This window comes from Rhodococcus sp. 06-1474-1B (assembly GCF_002258885.1).
GTDB classification, from domain to species: domain Bacteria; phylum Actinomycetota; class Actinomycetes; order Mycobacteriales; family Mycobacteriaceae; genus Rhodococcoides; species Rhodococcoides fascians.
This window is the reverse complement of record NZ_NOYR01000019.1, coordinates 16,923-38,835: the sequence shown is the minus strand read 5'-3', so window position 1 is coordinate 38,835 and position 21,913 is coordinate 16,923. Positions and strand designations below refer to the sequence as shown.

Sequence of the window (21,913 nt, the reverse complement as noted above, 5' to 3'; positions counted from 1 at the left end):
ATACGACGCGGGATCTCGGCGTTTTCGATCCTGGCAGCTGGGTACATTGCGTAGTCGGATCGCGGTGAGTGGGAAAGAAGGAAATGTGTCCTCCAACGAGAAGTCCCTCGAGCTGAGCACGCGCCCAGCCATCGAGGCATATGTGTCGAAGGTGTGTTTCAAGCTGGGGCCACCGTCGCTCATCGGTGCCGAACTCGAATGGCTCACGGCCCTCGACGACGGTTCGCGGCCCTCCCTGTCAGCTCTGGCCGCTGCGCTCGGTGATCACTCCCCGCGCAGTATCGCTCCCGAGTCACCCGCCCTGACGTTGCCGGGCGGAAGTATCGTCACCGTCGAACCGGGCGGCCAAGTCGAATTGTCCAGTTCGCCTTCTATTTCCGTTTCCCAGCTCGAACCGTTGCTCGACGCCGATGCCCGACTGTTGCACGACATGCTCGGTCGCGACGGCATCTCCATCAGCGCAGTTCCCGCCGACGCCGTGCGAGATCCCGAACGACTACTGGTCTTACCGCGCTACTGCGCGATGGAAAACCGTTTCACCACCATCGGGCCTTTCGGCAAGCTGATGATGTGCAACACCGCCGCCACCCAGGTCAGTGTCGACGCCGGACGTGATCGGGCCGAGGTCACTTCGCGATGGCAAATGCTGCACGCCATCGGCCCGGCCTTCGTCGCCGCGTTCGCGCGCTCTCCCGAACTCGCCGGGGCACCGACAGGTGCGTGGGCATCGCAGCGAATGCGGACCTGGCTCGAACTCGATTCCAGCCGGACCACGGTACCGAACACGGGCGATCCGATTGCCGATTACGCGCGGTGGGCACTCGACGTTCCGCTCCTCTGTATTCGGGGAACCACCCAGAACTGGGAAGCGCCGTCCGGCATCACTTTTGCGCAGTGGCTCGACGATCCGAGCGTTGTCGGTCGTCCGGCAACCTACGCCGATCTCGATTACCACCTGACGACGCTGTTCCCGCATGTCCGAGCCTGCGGCCACCTCGAAATCCGTTACCTCGACGCGCAACCCGACGGTCAATGGGTGATACCGGCCGCCGCGTTCGAGGCGCTGTTGTCCACTCCCGATCTGGTTTCCCAGGCCACCGAACTCGGCGCAGGCACAGCCGGTCGGTGGCTCGATGCGGCCCGGGCAGGTATGGCCGATGGCGAGCTGCGTAGGGCCGCAAGCGAACTGCTCGATCTCGCATCGTCCGCGGGAGGAGAGTTCTCCCAGCAGTTGCGTGCGGCATCTCGGAGATGTCGCGCCGGTATTTCGCCCCACGAATTCGATGCGGTGTCGCCGACATCGCAAAGCCGAAAGGAATCGGTGTGAGCGCCGAAGAACTCAGGACCAGGATCGAGACCGTGCTGACTCGGAGCCGGTCCCGCAGCGCCGCGCTCACCGAGTGCGTGGACGAAACCGAACTCATGGCTCAGCATTCGCCGTTGATGAGTCCACTGGTCTGGGATCTGGCACACATCGGCAGTCAGGAAGAACTCTGGCTCGTGCGCGATGTCGGTGGCCGCGACCCGGTGCGGCCGGACATCGACGAGTTGTACGACGCGTTCAAGCACTCGCGTTCGTCGCGAACGTCCCTGCCGCTCCTGACGCCCGAGGAAGCGCGCGCCTACGTGCATACCGTGCGGGACAAAGCCTGGGACGTGTTGGAGCACAGCACGTTCGAGGGCCGACCGGTCGAGAAGCACGGATTCGCGTTCGGGATGATCGCCCAGCACGAGCAGCAGCACGACGAAACCATGCTCGCAACCCACCAGTTACGTTCCGGTCCAGCCGTTCTCACTGCTCCCGCACCACCGACGTCCACGATGCCGGCGGCGGGGGAAGCCATCATTGCCGGTGGGCCGTTCTCGATGGGAACGTCACTCGACCCGTGGGCTCTGGACAACGAGCGGCCTGCGCACGCCGTGCACGTGCCGACCTTCGCCATCGACCGGGCCCCGATCACCAACGCGCAGTACATGAACTTCATCGCCGACGGTGGCTACGAGCGCCCCGAGTTGTGGACGGAGAAGGGGTGGGCGCACCGCGTCGACGCGCAGCTCACCGCCCCGCAGTTCTGGGAGTCCGATTCCGACGGCACCTGGTGGCGTCGGAGCTTCGGGGTGCGCAGGCCGGTGCGTCCGCTGCAACCCGTCGTGCACGTGTGCTGGTTCGAGGCCGACGCCTACGCGCGCTGGGCAGGCAAGCGGCTACCGACGGAAGCGGAATGGGAGAAGGCCGCGCGGTACGACGCGGCGTCGAACACCTCCCGCGCCTATCCCTGGGGAGACGCCGAACCCACTGCAGCACATGCCAATCTGAATCAGCGACATCTCGAACCGGCCGATGTGGGGGCGTATCCGCAGGGTGTGTCCTCGGCCGGGGTCCATCAGCTCATCGGTGACGTGTGGGAGTGGACGTCCTCGGGTTTCGAGGCGTACCCGGGATTCGAGGCATTCCCGTATGCCGAGTACTCGGAGGTGTTTCTGCGCGGCGATTACAAGGTGTTGCGTGGCGGCTCTTTCGGCACCGACGAGGTGGCCTGCCGCGGGACGTTCCGAAATTGGGATCACCCGATTCGTCGGCAGATCTTCAGTGGGTTCCGGTTGGCCCGCGACGTCGAGTCGCACTGAATGTGCCGTCATCTCGGGTACCTCGGAGCAACTACCTCGGTCGGGTCACTGCTGACCCGGGGCGAGAACTCCCTGCGCACACAATCGTTCGCGCCCACCGACATGCGGGGCGGCGGCACCATCAACGCCGACGGGTTCGGCGTTGCCTGGTGGGACGGCGACGACACCGTACGCAGCTATCGCAATCCGATGCCCATCTGGACCGACCCTGCGATCGACGATGCTCTGCCGCAACTGCAGTCGACGTCGGTGATCGCGGCGGTCCGATCGGCCACCGTGGGAATGCCGGTCGAACGCAGTGCCTGTGCCCCGTTCACCGACGAGCGATGGGCATTCAGCCACAACGGCGTCGTGTTCGGTTGGCCGGAATCGTTGGCGGAGCTGTGGTCGGAGATTCCGCCGACCGATGCGTTGATGCTGCCGGCCCCTACCGACGCCGCCGGATTGTGGATCGTGCTGCGAAACCTGTTGCGCACACACGATCCCGAGTCGGCATTGCGCATGCTGGTTCGAGAGGTTCTGGCCAGGTCGCCCAAGGCGCGCCTGAATTTTCTGCTCTCGGACGGCACGTCCATGTATGCCACGGCGGTGCATCATTCGCTGTCGGTACTGCAGACCGAGGATTCGGTCACGATCGCCTCCGAACCCGTCGACGGCGATCCCGAATGGATCTCTATCGACGACCGCAGCATCGTCGTCGCGACAGCGACCGGTGTCACCGTTTCGACCCTGGAAGAATGAAGGAGAGTCATGAGCACGGTGGACGTACATCTGACCGACACGACGCTGCTGGACGAATTGCGCAAGGACGTGCGGGAGGGCTTGACGGCCGACCCGAAGTGGCTCTCGCCCAAGTACTTCTACGATGCCGTCGGCAGTGAGCTGTTCGAGCAGATCACGGTGCTGCCGGAGTACTACCCGACCCGCACCGAGCGCGCGCTGATCGAGGAGCATGCACTCGACATCGCCCGGGCCACCGAATCGTCGATGTTGATCGAGCTGGGCTCGGGTTCGTCGGAGAAGGCCAAGCTGCTGTTGTCTGCCGGCATCGAACACGGTTCGCTGAGAACGTATGTGCCTCAGGATGTGTCCAGTACCGCCTTGGAGGGTGCTATCGAGCAGATCTCGAAGGAGTTCCCGACGCTGGAACTGCACGGCATCGTCAGCGATTTCACCGACACCCTGCACAATCTTCCCTCCGGAACAGGCCGCACCATCGCCTTCCTCGGCGGCACTCTGGGGAACCTCATCCCGCAGGAACGCGAGGAATTCCTTGCGGCTGTAGCGGACGCACTCGACCCCGGCGAGTTTCTGCTGCTCGGGGTGGGCTTGGTGATCGATCCGGACGTGCTCGTTCCCGCGTACGACGACGCGGCCGGGGTGACAGCCGAGTTCAACCGAAACGTGTTGTCGGTCCTGAACTCTCGGCTCGGCGCGAATTTCGACCCCGAGGCCTTCGAACACGTGGCACTGTGGAACGCCGAGCACGAGTGGATCGAGATGCGATTGCGGGCCACAGCCGCGCAAGAGGTGTATCTGAAGGATCTCGACCTGCACGTGCACTTCGAGTCCGGAGAAGATCTACGTACCGAGATCTCCGCGAAGTTCCGGCCGGACGGCATTGCCGGTGAATTGAAGATGGCGGGCTTCGACGTCCTCCATCTGTGGTCCGACGCAGATTCGCGCTTCGCTCTGATCCTGGCCGGAAGGGTCTGAACGACAGAGCCGGCATTGCGGGCACCACTGCACGCTACGACCGCCGATCGACGGAATTCCGTCGATCGGCGTCGGTAGTGGGCAACCCTGCCCGTCGATGCCGCGTATTCACGGGAGTCGACGTCCCGTTGCTGCAACCGACTTCCGGCGACGACGCACCACCGTGATGATTTCGTCCACGACGCGATCGAGTTCGGCAAGTGCTGTGGCCGCCGAGTATCGCAGCACCAACCATCCGTCGAGCACCAACTCGTTCTGGCGTCGACGATCGTTGTTGAACGTCGCGGGATCCGTGTGGAACTCTCGTCCGTCGATCTCGACGATGACTCGTGCGGAAAAGTCGACCAGGTCGCCGTAGAACCTACCTACGCGCGCATTGATCTCCATTGTGAAGTGGCGAGCTTTCAATGCCCGCGCCACCACCCGCTCCGGCTCGGACAGGGTTCTCGGGCAACAGCTTCGAAGCTGCTTGCGCACTGCAGCCATCCCGTCCATGCCCTTTGCCGTGTCACACAGTTCAGCGACCCGACGCCACGGCACGTGATTGTCTATGGCGTTGTCGAAGAACTTCTCGAGATCGGGCGTCGACAAGCAGGTCGCGACATCGACGAACGTTTGCTCCAGGGACACCACTCGCATGCCGCGTCGCGTGGTGATGTCGCCGAGAACTCGGCGGTGAACTCGGATCCAGGGCACCGACCTCGACTGGCCGGTCGGGCCGACAGTGACGTCGACCAGACGCGGTTCGTATTGGATCAGTCCCCATAACCATGCCGCACTTTCGTGACTCAGTGCGGCGTCCGGTCTCCACAGGGTGGCCCCGAGGCACAGTCCGAAATAGTCCGGCTTCTCCGTCGCGTAGACCTTCGGTAGCAGTCGCACCAGCTCACCCGACCGCGACCGCCTCGAAATCGTGCTCGTGCTGATTCCTTGTGCGAGCAATTGCTGCACTGTGTAGACCCCCATTGCTACACCGTTGCGGCTGACGGGCCCGCGCAACAGTGGCAATCTCGCAATTGTGGATAACTCGACGACGTTATCCACAGGACTGCCCGGCGGAGCGGGCACGGTTGCACGCTACGGTCGCCGATCGACGGAATTCCGTCGATCGGCGTCGGTAGTGCGCAACCATGCCCTGGTAGCCAACCCGAAGCCTCGAGGTCAGGTGTCCGCCAACGCAAGTACCGGCGAGATCTTGTTCGCCCGCCGCGCCGGTGCCAACGATGCTCCGAGCGCCAGAAGCCCGCCGCACAGTACCGTGCCTGCGATGACGGCCCAGGGGAGTGTCGGAGCAGACACGCCGCCGCCGCTCAGCGAACCCAGCAGCGATTGTGCTGCGGCCCAACCGTATCCGATTCCGAGGATCAGCCCGAAGCCCATCGACGCGACCACCATCTGGGTGCTCTCCGAGACGATCATGGAACGAATCTGCTTGCGGGTGAATCCGAGTGCGCGCAACAGACCGATTTCCCGGGTACGTTGCAGAATGCTCAGCAGCAGGTTGTTCACCATGCCGACCGCGGCGATGACGGCGGAGAAACCGATGAGGCCGGTCATGATTCCGACGGTTACCGTCAGCACTTGACCGATGGTCTCCTCGTCGTACTCGTCGACGAGCATCGATCGATAGCTGTACATCGCGACTGCGAAGGTGACCACCAAGGTCACCCCGATGAGCAGGCCCACTGCAGTGCGGGTGCTGCGATCCGGATAGCGAATTGCGTTGGCGGACGCCAATCGTGCGGCCGGCCCGCGGCCCGCCATCCTTCCGACAAGTCGGAGCACGCCGGGCAGAATGCGGTACGCACCCACCATGATGCCGGTGAACGATGCCACACCGCCGAAGAACGCGACCAGTACTCCGCCGGGGTTGACCATCCCGATCAGCACACCGAGGCCGAGCAGCACGACACCGCCCGCGATGAGCACGATCGACAACACCGTCCGTACCCGCCTCGACCGTGGGGTCTCGATTCCGGTGTCGACGGCACCGCCGGTCGCCTGAATCGGAGTGACGTCCAGAACTTTCCGTGATCCGACGTACGACGCCAGCGTCGTCGTCAGAACCACGGTGACGACGGGAAGGACCACGAGCGGTTGTACGGACGTGTACTGCACGTCCGGCAATTGGCGGGCCGATACCGCGACGGCGCGGGCCAGGTGACTGACACCGACACCGAGCACCAGACCGACTGCGCCACCGAACAACCCGACGAGGAAGCCTTCCCGGGCGACCGATCGACGCAGATCGCGAGCCCGGGCACCCAGTAGGCGGAGCAGCGCGATGGTGCGGGTGCGGCCGGCCACGATCGTCGCGAACGTGTTGGAGGTGACGACAGCCGCGACATACAGGGCAAGGCCGATGAACACCAGGGCTACGCAGTACAACGCCACGATTCCGGTGCTGTCGCTGCCGTCGTCGAAGATGTCGACCAGAAACGCAGTGGCCTGGATCAGCACGACGCCGAAGAACGACGCGAGCGCCGTCACCAGAATGCTCGCACCGTGTTCCCGAGACGCCCGAGCAGATGTGGACACGCTCATCGGAGAACACCTTCCATTCCCAGCATGTAGTTCGAGATCTGTTCCGGCGTCGAACGTCCCAGTTCGTCGACGATGCGGCCGTCGGCGAGGAAGACGATGCGATCGGCGTAACTGGCCGCGACTGGATCGTGGGTGACCATCACGATGGATTGACCGTACTGATGTACCGCCGCAGCGAGGAGGCCGAGAACCTCACGCCCGGTGCGGGAATCGAGGTTGCCGGTGGGCTCGTCGGCGAAGATCAGCTGCGGCCGAGTACCCAGAGCGCGAGCGATCGCGACGCGTTGCTGCTGCCCACCCGAGAGCTGATGGGGCCGGTGCCCGACGCGGCTCTGCAACCCCAGGGTGTCGATGAGTTGCTCGATCCAGGCCGACTCCTCAGCGGTGGGCGCGCGGCCGTCCAGCTCGAACGGCAGCAGAATGTTGCCCCTGACGTCGAGCGTCGGAACGAGATTGAACGACTGGAAGATGAAGCCGACCTGCTTGCGGCGCAACGTCGTCAGAGCGTCGTCGCCCGCCGACGTGATGTCGGCTCCGGCCAGCATGAGCTGCCCGGAACTGGGGGTGTCCAACCCTGCCATGACATGCATGAGGGTGGACTTGCCGGAACCCGATGGCCCCATGATGGCGGTGAACCGGCCGCCGTGAATGTCGAGAGAGACGTTGTCGAGCGCGCTCACCGGGTTGGACGAGTCGCCGAAATGCTTGCTGACTTGAAATGCCCGTGCAACAGGGCCTGCTGTGATGGTCATGGCAACAACGCTATGAATTCGCCGGACCGAAGTAATCAGGCGCGAGTCTTCGCGTCGTACATCTGCAGGATGACTTCGGTGTCAGTCTCCAGTCAGTCCGTGCTCGAAGGCGTAGACCACCAACTGCACCCGATCACGCAGGTGGAGTTTGGCGAAGATGCGGCTGATGTGTGTCTTTACGGTGGCTTCGCTGAGGTACTCCAGCTCGGCGATCTCGGAGTTGCTCAACCCGCGTGCGGTGAGCCTGAACAGCTCCTTCTCCCGCGCCGTGAGAGTGGCGAATTCGGCCGGTGCCTTCGGTACAGCGGGAGTCGGGGTGAAGTGCGCGAGCAGGCCGGTCGTCGCCGACGCGGCAATGACCGAGTTGCCCGCGTGCACCGTGCGGATCGCCGCGAGCAGGAACTCAGGGTCGGCGTCCTTGAGTACGAATCCGCTTGCACCGGAACGGATTGCACGTGCAGCGCTCTCGTCGAGGTCGAACGTCGTCAACACCAGGATCCGCGGCGGATTGTCGGATGCTGCCAGGATCTGCTCGGTGGCGGCGATACCGTCGAGCACCGGCATCCGTACGTCCATGAGCATCACGTCCGGCGTTGCGGACGCAGCGAGTGCAACGGCCTCGACGCCGTTCCCCGCTTCCCCGACGAACTCGAGGTCGGACTGGGAGGAGATGAGCATACGAATGCCCGCCCGGAACAGTTGCTGGTCGTCCACCAGGGCCACTCTGATGCGTTCGCTCATGACACTTTTCCCTTGCTGGCTTCGGACGCGGCAGGCAGCCACGCAGTGACGGTCCACGACGAGTCGTCACCGGATGCGATGCACGTACCGCCCGAGAGGCCGGCACGCTCCTTCATGCCGGCGACACCGTGGCCGGAGGATTCGGTGACCGAACGGCCGGGGCGGACACTGTTGCGGACCGTCAGTTCGACGCCGGCAGAATCGGATTCGATGGTGACGGACACCGGCTCGTCCGGGTCGCCGTGGCGCAGCGCATTGGTCAACGATTCCTGTGCGATGCGGTACAGCGCCAGGTGCGCTCCGGCCCCCAACGACGAGCCGGTGGTGTCGATGGTGGCGTCGATCTGCAGACCGGTGGCCCGCATCGAGGCGAGCAGTCGATCCAGATCCTCCGATGTCGGGTTCGGCAGGTCGCCTTGGCTGTGCCGCAGCTGGCCGAGTAGCACCCGTACATCGGACAGCGCGGCGCGGGCGGTATCGGAGATGGTGGTCAGTGCGGTGTCCACCGCGGCGGGATCGACAGCGCGTACGTACCGCGCGCCGTCGGCCTGTGCGATCACCACAGCCAGCGAATGCGCGACGATATCGTGCATGTCACGGGCAATTCGGTTGCGCTCCTGCTCGATTGCCACCTCGTGCTCGGCGCGGGCCTGATGAACCTCCGCGAGCTCGCGCGCGTGTGCCGATTCGATCGATGTGCGCCGCGCGTAGGCCAAGCGACCCAAGGCCCAGGACAACCCGAGTATCGCCCACAGGCCCGCGAGGAGGAAAGCGAACTGTAGGAGTCGGGGTTCCTGAAAGCCCTCTTCCGTGGGTGGGCCGAACGGATTGCCGTCCACGTAGGCCAGATACACCGCTGCGATCACTCCGCCGCCGACGGCGGACGCGAGCCCGAGGCGTCGAACCACGTTGTCGCCGTACGCGGCCGTGCAATACAGAATTGCGAAGATCGCAGTGTCGGCAGACAGCGGCAGCACTCCGGTGACCATCTGCACGACAGCCAGCACCCAGGCGAGCGCCAAGGACCATCGTGGAGATCGGCGTCGGATGGCCAGTGCAACGCCGAACCCGACCAGAACGCCCACACCTGCGGTACCGGCGACTCCGTTCACGGTGGACGCCAGCAGCAGCAGGACGAACACGACCGCGTACGCGGCGTCGAGTACCTGCCGTGAGATCGATAGCTTGCGCAGCACTCGATCAGACTACGTGCATCAGTTGGTGCGGCGACGCGCCTTCTCGAGGGCGGCCAGCGTCGTCAGAACGGTCGTCCGCTGCTTCTCGAGATCCTTCATACGTGCGCGTGCCGGTAGGCCCTGCGCGCCGTCCAGTGCGCTGATCTGTTCGTCCACCGAGGTGAGTTGAGTCAGCAACTTCTCCACCCGCGACTGCAGTTCGATCGCGTCGATGCCGGTGACACCGGCCTGCGACTTCTTGGTGGGTGCCTTCGCCGGAGCAGACCCCGACGTCGTCGCCGACGAAGACGCCGCTGCGTTCACTGCAGCAGCGGCTCTGGGCCGCAACGCTTTGCGGACCGCGGCCGGGTCGGGAAGCTTCTCGAGTCGAATGCGGTTGAGCACCTCACGCGCATCGCGGGCGGTGACGCGGTACTCGCGCTCCTCCTCGTCGTCGGACGCGAGCGTGCCACCGAGAGGCCGCAGGCCGTACATGCCGATGAAGTGCTTCGCCTCGTCGATGACGGCTTCCTTCTCTCGGCACAGGCCGCACCGCGGCTCGTTACGGAAGGTTTCGACGCTGTCGGTGCTGCCGCACCAGACGCACCCGCCCGGCGTCCATCGAGCGATTCTGACGGTAGTAGTTCCGGCCGGGGCGTTGAGAGAATGTGCGTCGATCACGACGAGTCATCTTAGGTGACAACAAAACCCGCCCCGCACGCCCCCGTCTCGCGAGCTGCATATTCCGGCCACGGGCGTGACGTAGTTCATGCAGTGCAGGTGGGGAGCGGGCGGAGCGGGTTTCGGATCGAGTGAAACAGACCTACTGTTACGCGCTGCCGTTGAAAAGGCTGGTGACGGAGCCGTTTTCGAAGACCTCGCGGATGGTGCGGGCGAGCAGCGGTGCGATCGAGAGTTCGGTCAGCGTGTCGAAGCGCTTCTCGTCGCTGATCGGCAGGGTGTTGGTGACGACGACTTCCTTGGCACCGCAGTTCGCGAGGCGCTCGGCGGCCGGGTTGGACAGCACGCCGTGGGTCGCGGCGATGACGACGTCACCCGCTCCGGCTTCTTTGAGGACCTTGACTGCGCCTGCGATGGTGCCGCCGGTGTCGATCATGTCGTCGATGAGGATGCAGGTGCGGCCTTCGACCTCGCCGACGACGCGGTTGGACTTGACCTGGTTGGGCACCAGGGGATCACGCGTCTTGTGGATGAAGGCGAGCGGTGCGCCGCCGAACGAGTCGGCCCACTTTTCGGCCACGCGCACGCGGCCGGAGTCGGGGGAGACAACGGTGATGTGTTCGAGGCTGTACTTGCCGCGGATGTGATCGGCGAGCTGGCTGTGTGCATGCATGTGGTCGACGGGACCGTCGAAGAAGCCCTGGATCTGGTCGGTGTGCAGATCGACGGTGATGATGCGGTCGGCACCGGCGGTCTTGAGCAGATCGGCGACGAGGCGAGCGGAGATCGGCTCGCGGCCGCGGTGCTTCTTGTCCTGGCGTGCGTACGGGTAGAACGGGAGGATCGCGGTGATGCGCTTGGCGGATCCACGCTTGAGTGCGTCGATCATGATGAGCTGTTCCATCAGCCAGGTGTTGAGCGGGAACGGGTGCGACTGCAGAACGAATGCGTCCGATCCGCGGACCGACTCCTCGAAGCGCACGAAGATCTCGCCGTTGGCGAAGTCACGTGCCGTCTGCGGGGTGACGTCGATTCCGAGTTCCTTGGCGACCTGCTCGGCCAACTCCGGATGTGCTCGGCCAGAGAACAACATGAGGTTCTTCTGGTTGTCGATCCAATTAGGGGTGGTCACTGCTTTTCGCCGTCCTTTAGTTCTTGCCGAGCACGATCTGCGCGCGCCGCTGCCTGTGCAGCTTCGGTTCCGGGCCTGTTGTGAACGACCCAGCCTTCGATATTGCGTTGCTTGCCACCGGACACGGCCAGTGCGCCGGGAGGAACATCGTCCCGAACCACTGTTCCTGCACCGGTGTAAGCGCCGTCGCCCACGTGCACAGGGGCGACGAACGTCGAGTCGGATCCTGTGCGTACGTGGGATCCGATTTCCGTGCGGCTCTTGTTGACGCCGTCGTAGTTGGCGAAGACGTTGGAGCAGCCGATGTTGCTGTGCTCCCCGATCGTGGCGTCGCCGACGTAGGTGAGGTGCGGGACCTTGGTGTGGTTGCCGATCGTCGCGTTCTTCGTCTCCACGTAGGCACCGAGCTTGCCGCCCGTGCCGAGGACGGTCCCGGGGCGCAGGTAGGTGAACGGCCCGACCGTCGCATCCGGTCCGATGACGGCCTGCTCGGCGTGGGTACGGACGACCGACGCGCGCTCGCCGATCTCGACGTCCCGCAGCGTCGAGTCGGGACCGACGACCGCGTCGTCGGAGATGTGCGTCTTGCCGTGTAGTTGAACGCCGGGTTCGATGCGTACGTCCGCGCCGAGGGTGACGTCGATGTCGATCCAGGTGGTCGCGGGATCGACGACGGTCACGCCTGCGCGCATGTGCCGTTCGATGATGTGGCGGTTGAGCACGGACGTGACGTGCGCCAGCTGAACGCGATCGTTGACGCCCACCACCAGGTCCGGATCGGCGAGCTGGGTGCCGTAGACGGCCTTGCCGTCGGCCTTGCTGATCTTGACGACGTCGGTCAGGTACAGCTCGTGCTGCGCATTGGCGGTGCTGAGCTTGCCCAATGCCGTGCGCAGAGCGACCGCGTCGAATGCGTAGACGCCGGAGTTGACCTCACCGATGAGGACCTGAGCGGGGGTGGCGTCGGCATGTTCGACGATCTCGGCCACCTCGCCGTCGTTCGTACGCACGATGCGGCCGTAGCCGTTGGCATCCTCGGGGAGGAAGGTCAGTACCGTCGCCGCCGCCGGGCGGGGAGCGCTCAGGTGCTCGTCGAGCAGAGCTTTGAGGGTATGGCCGTCGAGCAGCGGGACGTCGGCGGCAGTGACGAGGACGGTGCCCTCGAAGTCGTCCGGTAGCGCCGCGAGGCCGCACTGGACGGCGTGCCCGGTACCGAGCTGTCGGTCCTGCACTGCGGTGTGGATGGTGCGGCCGAACGTGGCGGCCAGATCGTGAACTGCGGCGCTCACCCGTTCGCGATCGTGGCCGACGACGGTGACCAGGTGGTCCGGGCCCAGATCGGCGGCGGCGTGCAGCGCGTGGGCGAGCATGGTGCGCCCGGCCAGGGGATGCAGAACTTTCGGAGTCTTGGACCGCATTCGGGTACCTGCACCCGCAGCGAGAACGACCACGGCGGTCTGCACAGGCATTGAGCTCCTCGGGGCGATGACGCGAAACGGGCATGCACGAATGGTCTTGCTCGCTCCGCCGCCAGGACTCGAACCTGAACTATCTGAACCAAAATCAGAGGTGCTGCCATTACACCACGGCGGATAATCGACCAGCGGTGGCAGCAGTGGCCGACGAATCGAACGACGCCTTCGTTAGCCGCTGCGCTCCCACTGAGCGCACCGATCCTCGCATGAGAGGTGGCGGTGAGTCGAACCGCGACGCATAACAGACCACTCGCGTCGTTCCGGCGCGGCCCCTGCGGCAGGAAAAACGGATGGATCGGGCATCGTTAGTCTGTAAGTAGGCGTCGATTCGACGTCCGCATTGCCCACGGTCGGTGACGGAAGCGGTTTTCGATGACAGGCGCAGCCTCCGAGCAGGAACGCACACCTCGTGTCCGCATGACGGGGACGCAGAGACGCGAGCAGTTGATCGAGGTGGGGCGCACGCTGTTCGCCGAGCGTGGGTACGAGGCGGCGTCGGTGGAGGAGATCGCCGGACGCGCGAACGTGTCCAAACCGGTGGTCTACGAACACTTCGGGGGCAAGGAAGGCCTCTATGCCGTCATCGTGGATCGCGAGATGTCGACACTGCTGGGCATGATCACCAGTTCTCTCGAACTCAACCGGTCGCGTATTCGGGTCGAACGAGTCGCGCTCGCCCTGCTGACGTACATCGAGGAGCGCACCGACGGATTCCGCATTCTGGTCCGTGATTCGCCGGCATCGGCCGAGGACGGCAAGTACTCATCTCTCCTCAACGAGGCCGTGGGACGCGTCGGACACATGCTCGCGGGGGATTTCTCCCGGCGCGGTCTGGATCCGGAATTCGCGCCGATGTATGCGCAGGCGTTGGTCGGCATGGTGTCGATGACGGCCCAGTGGTGGCTCGACGTGCGAACGCCGCCCAAGGAAGTGGTTGCGGCCCACGTGGTGAACCTGTGCTGGAACGGGCTGACGAATCTGGAGGCGGACCCTCGACTGACCGAGGAATGACAACTCTGTTTCGGCTCTCACCGAGTAAAAAAGGGGGTATCGTCCCCTTTGTCGGGCGGGAGGGCCGCAACACATCAGGGGCGATTGTCATCCGGACCGATGCATGTTGGCGTCAAACGTAAAGCTGCTCAGTGGTACCGTTCGGGCGTAATTTGCGCAGTGGAAGTTCAATCGCAGAGGCGGATCCTATGGTCAGGCAGGCTCGCGCTGAGATCACTCGCGACACCGTGCTTGCAGGCGCAGCGAATGTCTTCCTGCGCCTCGGGTACGCGAACGCAAGCCTCAGTGAAATCATCTCTCAGTCCCAGGTCACCAAGGGCGCGTTGTACTTCCATTTCGGCTCGAAGGAAGAACTCGCACGTGCCGTCATCGACGAGGGCAATGCGCGTCTGAGCACGGCTTGCATGCAGTTCAACGACGGGCGCATCCCGGCCCTGGAAGCTGCGATCGGGATCTCCTACATCGTCGTCGACCTCTCCGTCACCGACCCGATGGTGTCGGCGATGCTGCGTCTGAGCCATCAGATCGGTGATTACCGCGGCACCGAGGGCAACGTCATGGCCGGCTGGAGCGTCGCATTCGACAAGCTCGCCGCCAAGGCCATCGCACAGGGTGACATCGACCCCAGTTCGGATCCGAGCACCATCGGTTCACTCGTGCTCGAAATCCTCACCGGCGTTCACATGGTCGCCGTCGCTACCTCCACCACCGAGGAACTGCCCTCGCGGATGGAGCGACTCTGGTACTACCTGCTCCCCGCGCTGGTGCCGACGAACAAGTTGGACTACTTCCGCGAATTCGCGGCCCGTCGCGTCATTCGCTTCGGTCCGTAGTTCGGGCCCCCAGTTCCAGGCTCCGATTTCGAGGCCCTGATTCTCGGGCTCGGTCCTGGTTCGACGGCATCTCCCGCGTGTCACGGTGTCGGTGCGCTCCCATAGACTCGACGGGACTGTGCGTGCGCAGCCATCGCCTCGACTCGTTCAGGAGCATTGCTGTTGTCTTCCGATTCCCTGCCTGCCATGACCACGTCCGGGCCGGCCCCGATCGTTCCCGACGCGGCGCTTCACCTTTCGGGGCTCGCCAGTGTCGCGTTGACGGATGCGTCGATGGTCGCGGTCGCCGACGCGATCGGAACGGCCGAGCACACGTTGATCGGGCCGCACTCGGTGCGCCCGTTCGTGGCCGCCGCAATCGCGCAGCGCACCCAACTTTTGATCGTCACCGCGACGGGACGCGAAGCCGACGACCTGACGAGTGAACTCACCCAGATTCTCGGTGACGGCGTCGCCATGTTCCCGTCGTGGGAGACGCTGCCGCACGAACGGCTTTCCCCGAGCGCCGATACCGTGGGCAAGCGGCTCGATGTGCTCCGTCGTCTCGCCCGCCCCGGCGACAGCGACTACGGCGATCCGCTGCGTGTCATCGTCACCACCGTCCGCTCGCTGGTGCAGCCGATGGCGCCGGGTCTCGGCGAGATCGAACCCGTCACGCTCAAAGTCGGTCTCGATCTGGACTTCGACGGCTTGATCCATCGACTCGTCGAGTTCGGCTACCTGCGCGTCGACATGGTGGGCAAGCGCGGCGAATTCGCCGTCCGCGGCGGCATTCTCGACCTGTTCTCGCCGACGGCCGATCATCCGGTCCGCGTCGAATTCTGGGGCGACGAGATCACCGAGCTCCGCGCGTTCGCGGTCTCCGATCAGCGATCGCTCCCCGATCACGAGGTCGATCTCGTCGTCGCGCCGCCGTGCCGAGAATTGCTTCTCACGCAGGAAGTTCGCGATCGCGCGGCCGTGCTCGCCGCCGACAATGCCGGTGACACCGCGTTGGTCGAGATGCTGGACAAGCTGTCGGCCGGAGTCCCGGTGGAGGGCATGGAGGCGCTGCTGCCGCTGCTGCAACCCGGCGAGTTGCAACTGCTCGCCGACACACTGCCCGCCGGAACCCACGTCCTGCTCTGCGATCCCGAGCGAATCCGAACTCGCGCAACCGATTTGGTCCGCACCGGACAGGAATTCCTAGAAGCGTCCTGGACTGCGGCATCCATCGGTGGAGCCGCGCCACTGGATACGTCCACCCTCGATACGTCCAGCCTCGAGGGGGCCTCGCTCGATCTCGGTGCCTCCGCGTACCGCTCGCTGCGGCAGGTACGTGAATCGGCCCAGGTGCACGGCCGGCCGTGGTGGACCATCAGCCCCTTGGCGTCGGGCAACGGCGAGGAAGTGGAGCTCGCCGTCGATCCCGTGCCCGAGGTGCGAGGTTCCGAGGAAGCGTTGACGGCGCTGTACGCCACCCTGCGAGCTCACATCGCCACCGGGGGACGGGCCGTCATCTCCGTGGCCGGAGCCGGTACCGCCAAGCGCATCATCGAGCGCCTCGCCGAGGCCGAAGTGCCTGCCGCACATCTCGATTCCGGTGCCGTCCCGGTTCCGGACGTCGTCAACGTCCTGTGTGGATCGTTGCACGACGGCCTGGTGTTTCCCGACGCGAAGCTCGTGGTCGTCACCGAGAGCGATCTCACCGGTAACCGTGTCGCGGCGGCGGGGGAGGGGCGCAAGCTACCGGCGAAGCGTCGCAATCAGGTCGATCCGCTGGCTCTTGTCGCCGGCGACAGCGTCGTCCACGACCAGCACGGCATCGGCCGGTTCGTCGAGATGGTCGAGCGCACCATCGGCGGTGCCCGGCGCGAATACCTCGTCGTCGAATACGCGCCGAGCAAGCGCGGTCACCCCGGCGACCGCCTGTTCGTGCCGATGGATTCGCTCGATCAACTCTCGCGCTACGTCGGCGGCGAACTGCCGACACTGAGCAAGCTCGGCGGGTCCGACTGGGCGAACACCAAACGCAAGGCGCGCAAGGCGGTTCGCGAGATCGCCGGCGAACTCGTGCAGCTGTATGCCGCTCGCCAGGCGGCTCCGGGACACGCCTTCGGGGCCGACACTCCGTGGCAGCGCGAGATGGAAGATGCGTTCGGGTTCACCGAGACGGTCGATCAGATGACGGCCATCACCGAGGTCAAGGCCGACATGGAGAAGGCCGTCCCGATGGACCGCGTCATCCTCGGCGATGTGGGTTACGGCAAGACCGAGATCGCCGTGCGCGCCGCGTTCAAGGCAGTTCAGGACGGCAAGCAGGTAGCCGTCCTGGTCCCGACAACGCTTCTCGCTCAACAGCATCTGCAGACGTTCACCGCGCGGATGGCGTCGTTCCCGGTGACGGTCAAAGGGCTCTCGCGCTTCACCCACGGTGCGGATTCCAAAGAAGTGATGGCCGGATTGGCCGACGGCACCGTCGACATCGTCGTCGGCACGCACAGGTTGCTGCAGACCGGTGTCGCCTGGAAGGACCTCGGCCTCGTCATCGTCGACGAGGAGCAGCGTTTCGGCGTCGAGCACAAGGAGCACATCAAGTCGCTCCGTACTCACGTCGACGTCCTGACGATGTCGGCCACCCCGATTCCGCGAACTCTGGAGATGAGCCTGGCGGGCATTCGCGAGATGTCGACCATCCTCACCCCGCCCGAGGAGCGGCATCCGGTGCTGACCTACGTCGGTGCCTACAACGACAAGCAGGTTGCCGCCGCCATTCGGCGCGAATTGCTGCGCGACGGCCAGGTGTTCTTCGTGCACAACCGAGTGAGCTCGATCGACAAGGCCGCCAAGAAGATTCGGGATCTCGTCCCCGAGGCGCGAGTGGCGACCGCACACGGTCAGATGAACGAGGAAACACTCGAACGCACCGTGCAGGGTTTCTGGCAACGCGAGACCGACGTGCTGGTGTGCACCACCATCATCGAGACCGGTCTCGACATCTCCAACGCCAACACGCTGATCGTCGAACGCTCCGATTCGCTCGGCCTGTCCCAGCTGCATCAGCTGCGCGGTCGAGTGGGTCGTAGCCGCGAACGCGGGTACGCGTACTTCTTGTACCCGCCGGAGAAGCCGCTCACCGAAACCGCCTACGACCGTTTGGCGACCATCTCGCAGAACTCCGACCTCGGAGCCGGTATGGCCGTGGCGATGAAGGACCTCGAAATTCGTGGTGCCGGAAACGTTCTGGGAGCCGAGCAGTCCGGCCACGTCGCCGGCGTCGGATTCGATCTGTACGTGCGGCTCGTCGGTGAAGCGGTCGAGGCCTACCGCGCTGCCGCCGACGGTAAGCCGATCACGACGGACGAGGCACCCAAGGAAGTGCGTATCGACCTCCCCGTCGACGCGAACATCCCGCCGGATTACGTCACCAGCGATCGGCTCCGGCTCGAGGGCTACCGGAAGCTCGCCGCCGCGGCCGACTCCGAAGGCATCGACGCCGTCATCGACGAACTCGTCGATCGCTACGGCCCGCTACCCGAGGAGGTCGGCCGCCTGGTCTCCATCGCGAAGCTGCGCCTGATCGCCAAGGAATACGGCCTGACCGACGTCAATGTGGCCGGGACACAGGTGAAATTGGCTCCGATGGACCTGCCCGATTCCAAGCAGATCAGGCTCAAGCGCCTGTACCCGAGTGCGACGTATCGTGCGACCACCGGAGTGGTGCAGCTGCCGTTGCCCCGCGTCGAAGGCGGCGGTGTCGGAGCGGCGCGCGTTCGCGATGTCGAATTGGTGCAGTTCATCGCCGATCTCATCCTATCCTTGGACGGGAAGCCATCTCGGTCCGTCCTGTTGGAGCAAACTGTGGGGGTGTAGCGGTGACGATCGTTCTGCTCGACCCTGTTCGTCCTACTCAGGTACCGGTGGACGCCGTCGAATTTCTCGGTGGCGCAGTACAGTTTACCGAAGAGGTTCCGGTGAAGGTGCGCTGGTTGTTCTCCGGCACCGCCGCGCCCGACGACGTCGATGCCGTGTTGGTGAGCACCGACCGGACCAATCCCGATGTACAGAACCGGATCGCCCGCGGCGAACGCGTCGTCGCGGCCGAGAAGCTTCCTGGCGACGACGTCATCGCGGCGGTTCAGCTGATGGACCGTTTGCGTAGCGTCGGCGGCTGGGAAGCTCAGCAGACGCACGAGTCGCTGCGCGGCTATCTTCTGGAAGAGACCTACGAGCTGCTCGACGCCATCGCCGCCGGCAACTTGGTCGACCTCCGTGAGGAGCTGGGAGACCTGTTGTTACAGGTGCTCTTTCACTCCCGGATCGCTCAGGATGCCGCGGAGGACCCCTTCGACGTCGATGACGTTGCCGCAGGTCTGGTGCGGAAGCTGACACACCGCAGCCCGCATCTGAGCCGAACCGACACCGGACCGATCGACATCGTCGAGCAGGAGCGGATGTGGGAGGAGAAGAAGGCGTCGGAAAAAGCCAGGGGCTCCTGTCTGGACGGCATCGCGATGTCTCAGCCGTCACTTGCATTGGCGCAGAAGGTGATCGGACGCGCCAGCAAAGCAGGATTGCCCGACGAGCTCGTTCCGGACGGTCTGCGGGTCGTCCACATCGGCGTCGACCACTCGAACGGCGGGGACAGTGCCGAGGACGCATTACGGCGTCGAGTACTCGATTTCGCGGCGTTGATCCGTAATGCCGAGGCATCGGCCCGCAATGCGGGCGTCACGCCGGGAGAGATGAGTGCGTTGGATTGGATCGAACACTGGGGTCTACGGGGCTGACCGGGACGCTTTCTGCTTCCAGGCACGCGAAGACAGCAATCGCATCCCGTTCAAAGCGACGATGACCGTGGAGCTTTCGTGACCGGCCACGCCGATCGGTAGCGGTAGGGTGCCGATCAGATCCCAGGCGACCAGCACGACGATGAACGTCGCCGCAATCACCAGGTTCGCGACCACGATGCGGTGAGCTCGCCGCGAAAGCGCGATGACGGACGCCAGGGCACCGAGGTCGTCGCGGATCAGGACGGCATCGGCGGTGTCGAGCGCGAGATCGGATCCTCGACGTCCCATGGCGACACCGATGTCGGCCGTGGCCATCGCCGGTGCGTCGTTGACGCCGTCGCCGACCAACAGCACTCGCCGCGGGGTCTCGCCGTCGGTACGTTCGTTCTGCAGTTGTGTGACGGCCTCGGCCTTGTCTTGGGGCAGCAGTCCCGCGCGTACGTCGACAATTCCGGCGCGCGCTGCCACTGCTCGAGCGACGCGGTCGTTGTCGCCGGTGAGGAGCACCGGTCGGGTGCCGACCAGACGTTCGAGACCTGCGACCGTGGTGTCGGCTTCGGCGCGAACGATGTCGACGAGTCCGATCACCGCGATCGCTTCTCCGTCGAGGTGCACGATCACCGCCGTCATGCCCTCGGCTTCTCGAAGGGCGGCGGTGCGCTCGGCCGGGGCGTTCGTGTTGTGCTGTGCGGCTTCGGCTTCGGCTTCGGCTTCGGGTTTGGTGACCGTGACGGTGCGGCCGTCGACCGTGGCCGTGACTCCCATGCCGGGTGTCGAATTGAAGTGCGTTGCCGTGGTGATCGCGACGCCTCGCCTCGTGGCGTAGTCGACGACAGCGAGCCCGATCGGGTGCTCGCTTCCGTTCTCGGCCGCCGCTGCCAGGCGGAGCACCTCGAGCTCGTCCAGGGTTCCCAGAATATCGATGCACTCCACCCGGGGTGTTCCCTCGGTGAGGGTCCCTGTCTTGTCGAAGGCAACCGTGTCGATCGATCGAAGCTGTTCCATCGCCACGGCAGACTTGACCAGTACGCCGTTTCTGCCCGCGGTGGCCATCGCTGCGAGTAGGGGCGGCATGGTCGCCAGGACCACCGCGCACGGTGACGCGACGATCATGAACGTCATCGCTCGCAGCAACGACGATTCGAGGTCGTTCCCGAGCAGCATCGGCACCGCGAATATCGCTGCGGTGCAGAGCACGACGGTCTTCGAGTAGTACTGCTCGACTTTCTCGATGAACAGTTGCTTCTCGGCCTTGGTCTCGGACGCATGCTCGACCATGGTGACGATGCGCGCGATGATCGTGTCGGACGGGTCGACGTCGATCCTGATCCGTAGGGCGCCGGTGCCGTTGATGGTTCCGGCGAACACCTCGTCGCCCACGGATTTCGAGACGGGCACCGATTCCCCCGTGATCGAGGCCTGATCGATGTCGGATGCGCCGTCGACGATGGTGCCTTCACCCGAAATGCGTTCGCCGGGGCGCACTGTCACGATGTCGCCCGGGCGCAGGTCGGATGCATCGACTGTTCGTTCGTGGCCGGGGGCGTCGAGCACGGTCGCGGTCTCGGGTGCCAAATCCAGCAAGCTCCGGATCGAATCGGCGGTGCGTCTGGTGAGCACCGCTTCGAGGGCACCGGACGTGGCGAAGATGACGATCAGCAGTGCGCCGTCGAAGATCTGCCCGATCGCGGCGGCACCGAGTGCGGCGACGATCATCAGCAGGTCGACGTCGAGCGTTCGATCCCGCAGCGCCCGGAGTCCTTCCAGCGCAGGCTCCCACCCACCGGTGGCGTAGCAGGCGAGGTAGAGCGCCCAGTACGTCCATGTCGGCGCGTCGATCAACTGCGCGAGAAGTCCGAGGGCGAACAGTGCCGTCGCGGCCAGCGCCCATCTCACTTCGGCGATGTCGACGAGACGGGTGCGGCTCGCGCCGGCTGGATGTCGCACGTCGGCCGGTGCCGGGGCGGTGCTGGTGGAAGTCATGCGGGCCTTCGTTCCGTCGGACAGGGCAAACCTCACCGTACAGGATTACATGAAGACCTTTACATGTGTACATAAACTATAGTTGTCGCATGGGACATGGAGTCGAGGGACGCAGCACGCCACCTGCGCAGCTCGATGCCGAATCTGCCGCCACGGTGGCCGCGACCCTCCAGGCTCTGGCCACACCGAGCCGACTGCGCATTCTGACGCAGCTACGGCAGGGGCCGAGCGGGGTCAACGATTTGGCCGACGCAGTGGAAATGGAACAGTCGGCGGTATCTCATCAGCTCCGGTTGTTACGCGCCATGGGACTGGTCACCGGTACGCGCTCGGGCCGAAGCGTCATCTATCGCCTGTACGACAACCACGTCGCGATGCTGCTCGACGAGGCCGTCTATCACATCGAGCACCTCGGAATGTCGGCATCGGATTTCCCCTCCGACGCCGACTCCGCCTGAGTTGTTCTCACT

At 64.8% G+C, this 21,913-nt stretch carries 18 protein-coding genes and 1 tRNA gene; 9 read left to right on the top strand and 10 right to left on the bottom strand.

Translation table 11 applies throughout. The features are described from left to right. Positions 1 to 85 precede the first annotated feature (85 nt). From egtA to egtD, 4 genes are read left to right on the top strand one after another with little or no spacing between them, the layout of a single operon-like run. Complete coding sequence (gene egtA, locus CH266_RS05500; protein ID WP_094694713.1) at positions 86 to 1,327, top strand: ergothioneine biosynthesis glutamate--cysteine ligase EgtA; 1,242 nt, start codon at positions 86 to 88, stop codon at positions 1,325 to 1,327. Continuing rightward, the gene (gene egtB / locus CH266_RS05495; protein ID WP_176457017.1) at positions 1,324 to 2,628 is read left to right on the top strand and encodes an ergothioneine biosynthesis protein EgtB; all 1,305 of its coding nucleotides are present in this window, start codon (positions 1,324 to 1,326) and stop codon (positions 2,626 to 2,628) included. Before egtA ends, egtB begins: the two co-directional genes overlap by 4 nt. After that, positions 2,629 to 3,369, top strand: a complete 741-nt coding sequence (gene egtC / locus CH266_RS05490; RefSeq protein ID WP_094694711.1) for an ergothioneine biosynthesis protein EgtC — start codon at positions 2,629 to 2,631, stop codon at positions 3,367 to 3,369. It abuts the gene before it with no gap. A 9-nt stretch (positions 3,370 to 3,378) separates the two neighbouring features. Then, positions 3,379 to 4,344: an L-histidine N(alpha)-methyltransferase gene (gene egtD / locus CH266_RS05485; RefSeq protein ID WP_094714912.1), complete on the top strand. Its 966-nt coding sequence runs from the start codon at positions 3,379 to 3,381 to the stop codon at positions 4,342 to 4,344. 108 nt (positions 4,345 to 4,452) lie between these two features. On the opposite strand, the gene CH266_RS05480 is transcribed toward egtD, so the two are convergent. The 9 genes from CH266_RS05480 to CH266_RS05440 form a co-directional block, all read right to left on the bottom strand. After that, positions 4,453 to 5,310 (bottom strand): DUF559 domain-containing protein, encoded by an 858-nt coding sequence (locus CH266_RS05480; RefSeq protein WP_032401187.1) that lies wholly within the window; start codon positions 5,308 to 5,310, stop codon positions 4,453 to 4,455. Positions 5,311 to 5,505: 195 nt separating this feature from the next. Beyond that, complete coding sequence (locus tag CH266_RS05475; RefSeq protein ID WP_027496095.1) at positions 5,506 to 6,888, bottom strand: ABC transporter permease; 1,383 nt, start codon at positions 6,886 to 6,888, stop codon at positions 5,506 to 5,508. Then, positions 6,885 to 7,640: an ABC transporter ATP-binding protein gene (locus CH266_RS05470; protein WP_032371206.1), complete on the bottom strand. Its 756-nt coding sequence runs from the start codon at positions 7,638 to 7,640 to the stop codon at positions 6,885 to 6,887. The genes CH266_RS05475 and CH266_RS05470 overlap by 4 nt, the downstream gene beginning before the upstream one ends. Before the next feature lie 81 nt (positions 7,641 to 7,721). Continuing rightward, positions 7,722 to 8,381, bottom strand: coding sequence for a response regulator (locus tag CH266_RS05465; protein ID WP_094714911.1), 660 nt, complete (start codon positions 8,379 to 8,381; stop codon positions 7,722 to 7,724). Then, positions 8,378 to 9,577 carry a sensor histidine kinase gene (locus tag CH266_RS05460; RefSeq protein ID WP_032373017.1) on the bottom strand — a complete coding sequence of 400 codons (1,200 nt, stop codon included), beginning with the start codon at positions 9,575 to 9,577 and terminating at the stop codon, positions 8,378 to 8,380. Before CH266_RS05460 ends, CH266_RS05465 begins: the two co-directional genes overlap by 4 nt. Positions 9,578 to 9,595: 18 nt before the next feature. Then, complete coding sequence (locus tag CH266_RS05455) at positions 9,596 to 10,237, bottom strand: hypothetical protein (RefSeq protein WP_027496099.1); 642 nt, start codon at positions 10,235 to 10,237, stop codon at positions 9,596 to 9,598. Between the two features lie 148 nt (positions 10,238 to 10,385). After that, positions 10,386 to 11,369: a ribose-phosphate diphosphokinase gene (locus tag CH266_RS05450; RefSeq protein ID WP_027496100.1), complete on the bottom strand. Its 984-nt coding sequence runs from the start codon at positions 11,367 to 11,369 to the stop codon at positions 10,386 to 10,388. Next, a complete protein-coding gene (glmU, locus tag CH266_RS05445) occupies positions 11,366 to 12,838 on the bottom strand; it encodes a bifunctional UDP-N-acetylglucosamine diphosphorylase/glucosamine-1-phosphate N-acetyltransferase GlmU (RefSeq protein WP_094714910.1) in 1,473 nt (490 codons plus the stop codon). Before glmU ends, CH266_RS05450 begins: the two co-directional genes overlap by 4 nt. 53 nt (positions 12,839 to 12,891) lie before the next feature. Further along, positions 12,892 to 12,962: transfer RNA gene (locus CH266_RS05440), tRNA-Gln, on the bottom strand. 254 nt (positions 12,963 to 13,216) lie between these two features. On the opposite strand from CH266_RS05440, the gene CH266_RS05435 reads away from it, so the two are divergent. From CH266_RS05435 to CH266_RS05420, 4 genes are all read left to right on the top strand, one after another. Beyond that, positions 13,217 to 13,855, top strand: coding sequence for a TetR/AcrR family transcriptional regulator (locus CH266_RS05435; protein ID WP_032364106.1), 639 nt, complete (start codon positions 13,217 to 13,219; stop codon positions 13,853 to 13,855). Between the two features lie 188 nt (positions 13,856 to 14,043). Then, entirely contained in the window at positions 14,044 to 14,688 is a 645-nt protein-coding gene (locus tag CH266_RS05430; RefSeq protein ID WP_027496103.1) for a ScbR family autoregulator-binding transcription factor, read from the top strand. Positions 14,689 to 14,874: 186 nt separating this feature from the next. Beyond that, complete coding sequence (gene mfd, locus CH266_RS05425; RefSeq protein WP_094714909.1) at positions 14,875 to 18,540, top strand: transcription-repair coupling factor; 3,666 nt, start codon at positions 14,875 to 14,877, stop codon at positions 18,538 to 18,540. A 2-nt stretch (positions 18,541 to 18,542) separates the two neighbouring features. Next, positions 18,543 to 19,457, top strand: coding sequence for a MazG family protein (locus CH266_RS05420; protein WP_027496105.1), 915 nt, complete (start codon positions 18,543 to 18,545; stop codon positions 19,455 to 19,457). Here the strand turns inward: CH266_RS05420 and CH266_RS05415 are convergent. Next, a complete protein-coding gene (locus tag CH266_RS05415; protein ID WP_094714908.1) occupies positions 19,446 to 21,443 on the bottom strand; it encodes a heavy metal translocating P-type ATPase in 1,998 nt (665 codons plus the stop codon). The two genes, CH266_RS05420 and CH266_RS05415, sit on opposite strands and share 12 nt — an antisense overlap. 89 nt (positions 21,444 to 21,532) lie before the next feature. On the opposite strand from CH266_RS05415, the gene CH266_RS05410 reads away from it, so the two are divergent. Next, entirely contained in the window at positions 21,533 to 21,901 is a 369-nt protein-coding gene (locus CH266_RS05410; protein WP_027496107.1) for an ArsR/SmtB family transcription factor, read from the top strand. Positions 21,902 to 21,913: the final 12 nt, after the last annotated feature.

Coding starts and splice junctions, on each gene's coding strand:
- egtC (WP_094694711.1), top strand. CDS start 2,629: ATGTGCCGTCATCTCGGGTACCTCGGAGCAACTACCTCGGTCGGGTCA.
- egtD (WP_094714912.1), top strand. CDS start 3,379: ATGAGCACGGTGGACGTACATCTGACCGACACGACGCTGCTGGACGAA.
- CH266_RS05480 (WP_032401187.1), bottom strand. CDS start 5,310: ATGGGGGTCTACACAGTGCAGCAATTGCTCGCACAAGGAATCAGCACG.
- CH266_RS05475 (WP_027496095.1), bottom strand. CDS start 6,888: ATGAGCGTGTCCACATCTGCTCGGGCGTCTCGGGAACACGGTGCGAGC.
- CH266_RS05470 (WP_032371206.1), bottom strand. CDS start 7,640: ATGACCATCACAGCAGGCCCTGTTGCACGGGCATTTCAAGTCAGCAAG.
- CH266_RS05465 (WP_094714911.1), bottom strand. CDS start 8,381: ATGAGCGAACGCATCAGAGTGGCCCTGGTGGACGACCAGCAACTGTTC.
- glmU (WP_094714910.1), bottom strand. CDS start 12,838: ATGCCTGTGCAGACCGCCGTGGTCGTTCTCGCTGCGGGTGCAGGTACC.
- CH266_RS05435 (WP_032364106.1), top strand. CDS start 13,217: ATGACAGGCGCAGCCTCCGAGCAGGAACGCACACCTCGTGTCCGCATG.
- CH266_RS05430 (WP_027496103.1), top strand. CDS start 14,044: ATGGTCAGGCAGGCTCGCGCTGAGATCACTCGCGACACCGTGCTTGCA.
- mfd (WP_094714909.1), top strand. CDS start 14,875: ATGACCACGTCCGGGCCGGCCCCGATCGTTCCCGACGCGGCGCTTCAC.
- CH266_RS05415 (WP_094714908.1), bottom strand. CDS start 21,443: ATGACTTCCACCAGCACCGCCCCGGCACCGGCCGACGTGCGACATCCA.
- CH266_RS05410 (WP_027496107.1), top strand. CDS start 21,533: ATGGGACATGGAGTCGAGGGACGCAGCACGCCACCTGCGCAGCTCGAT.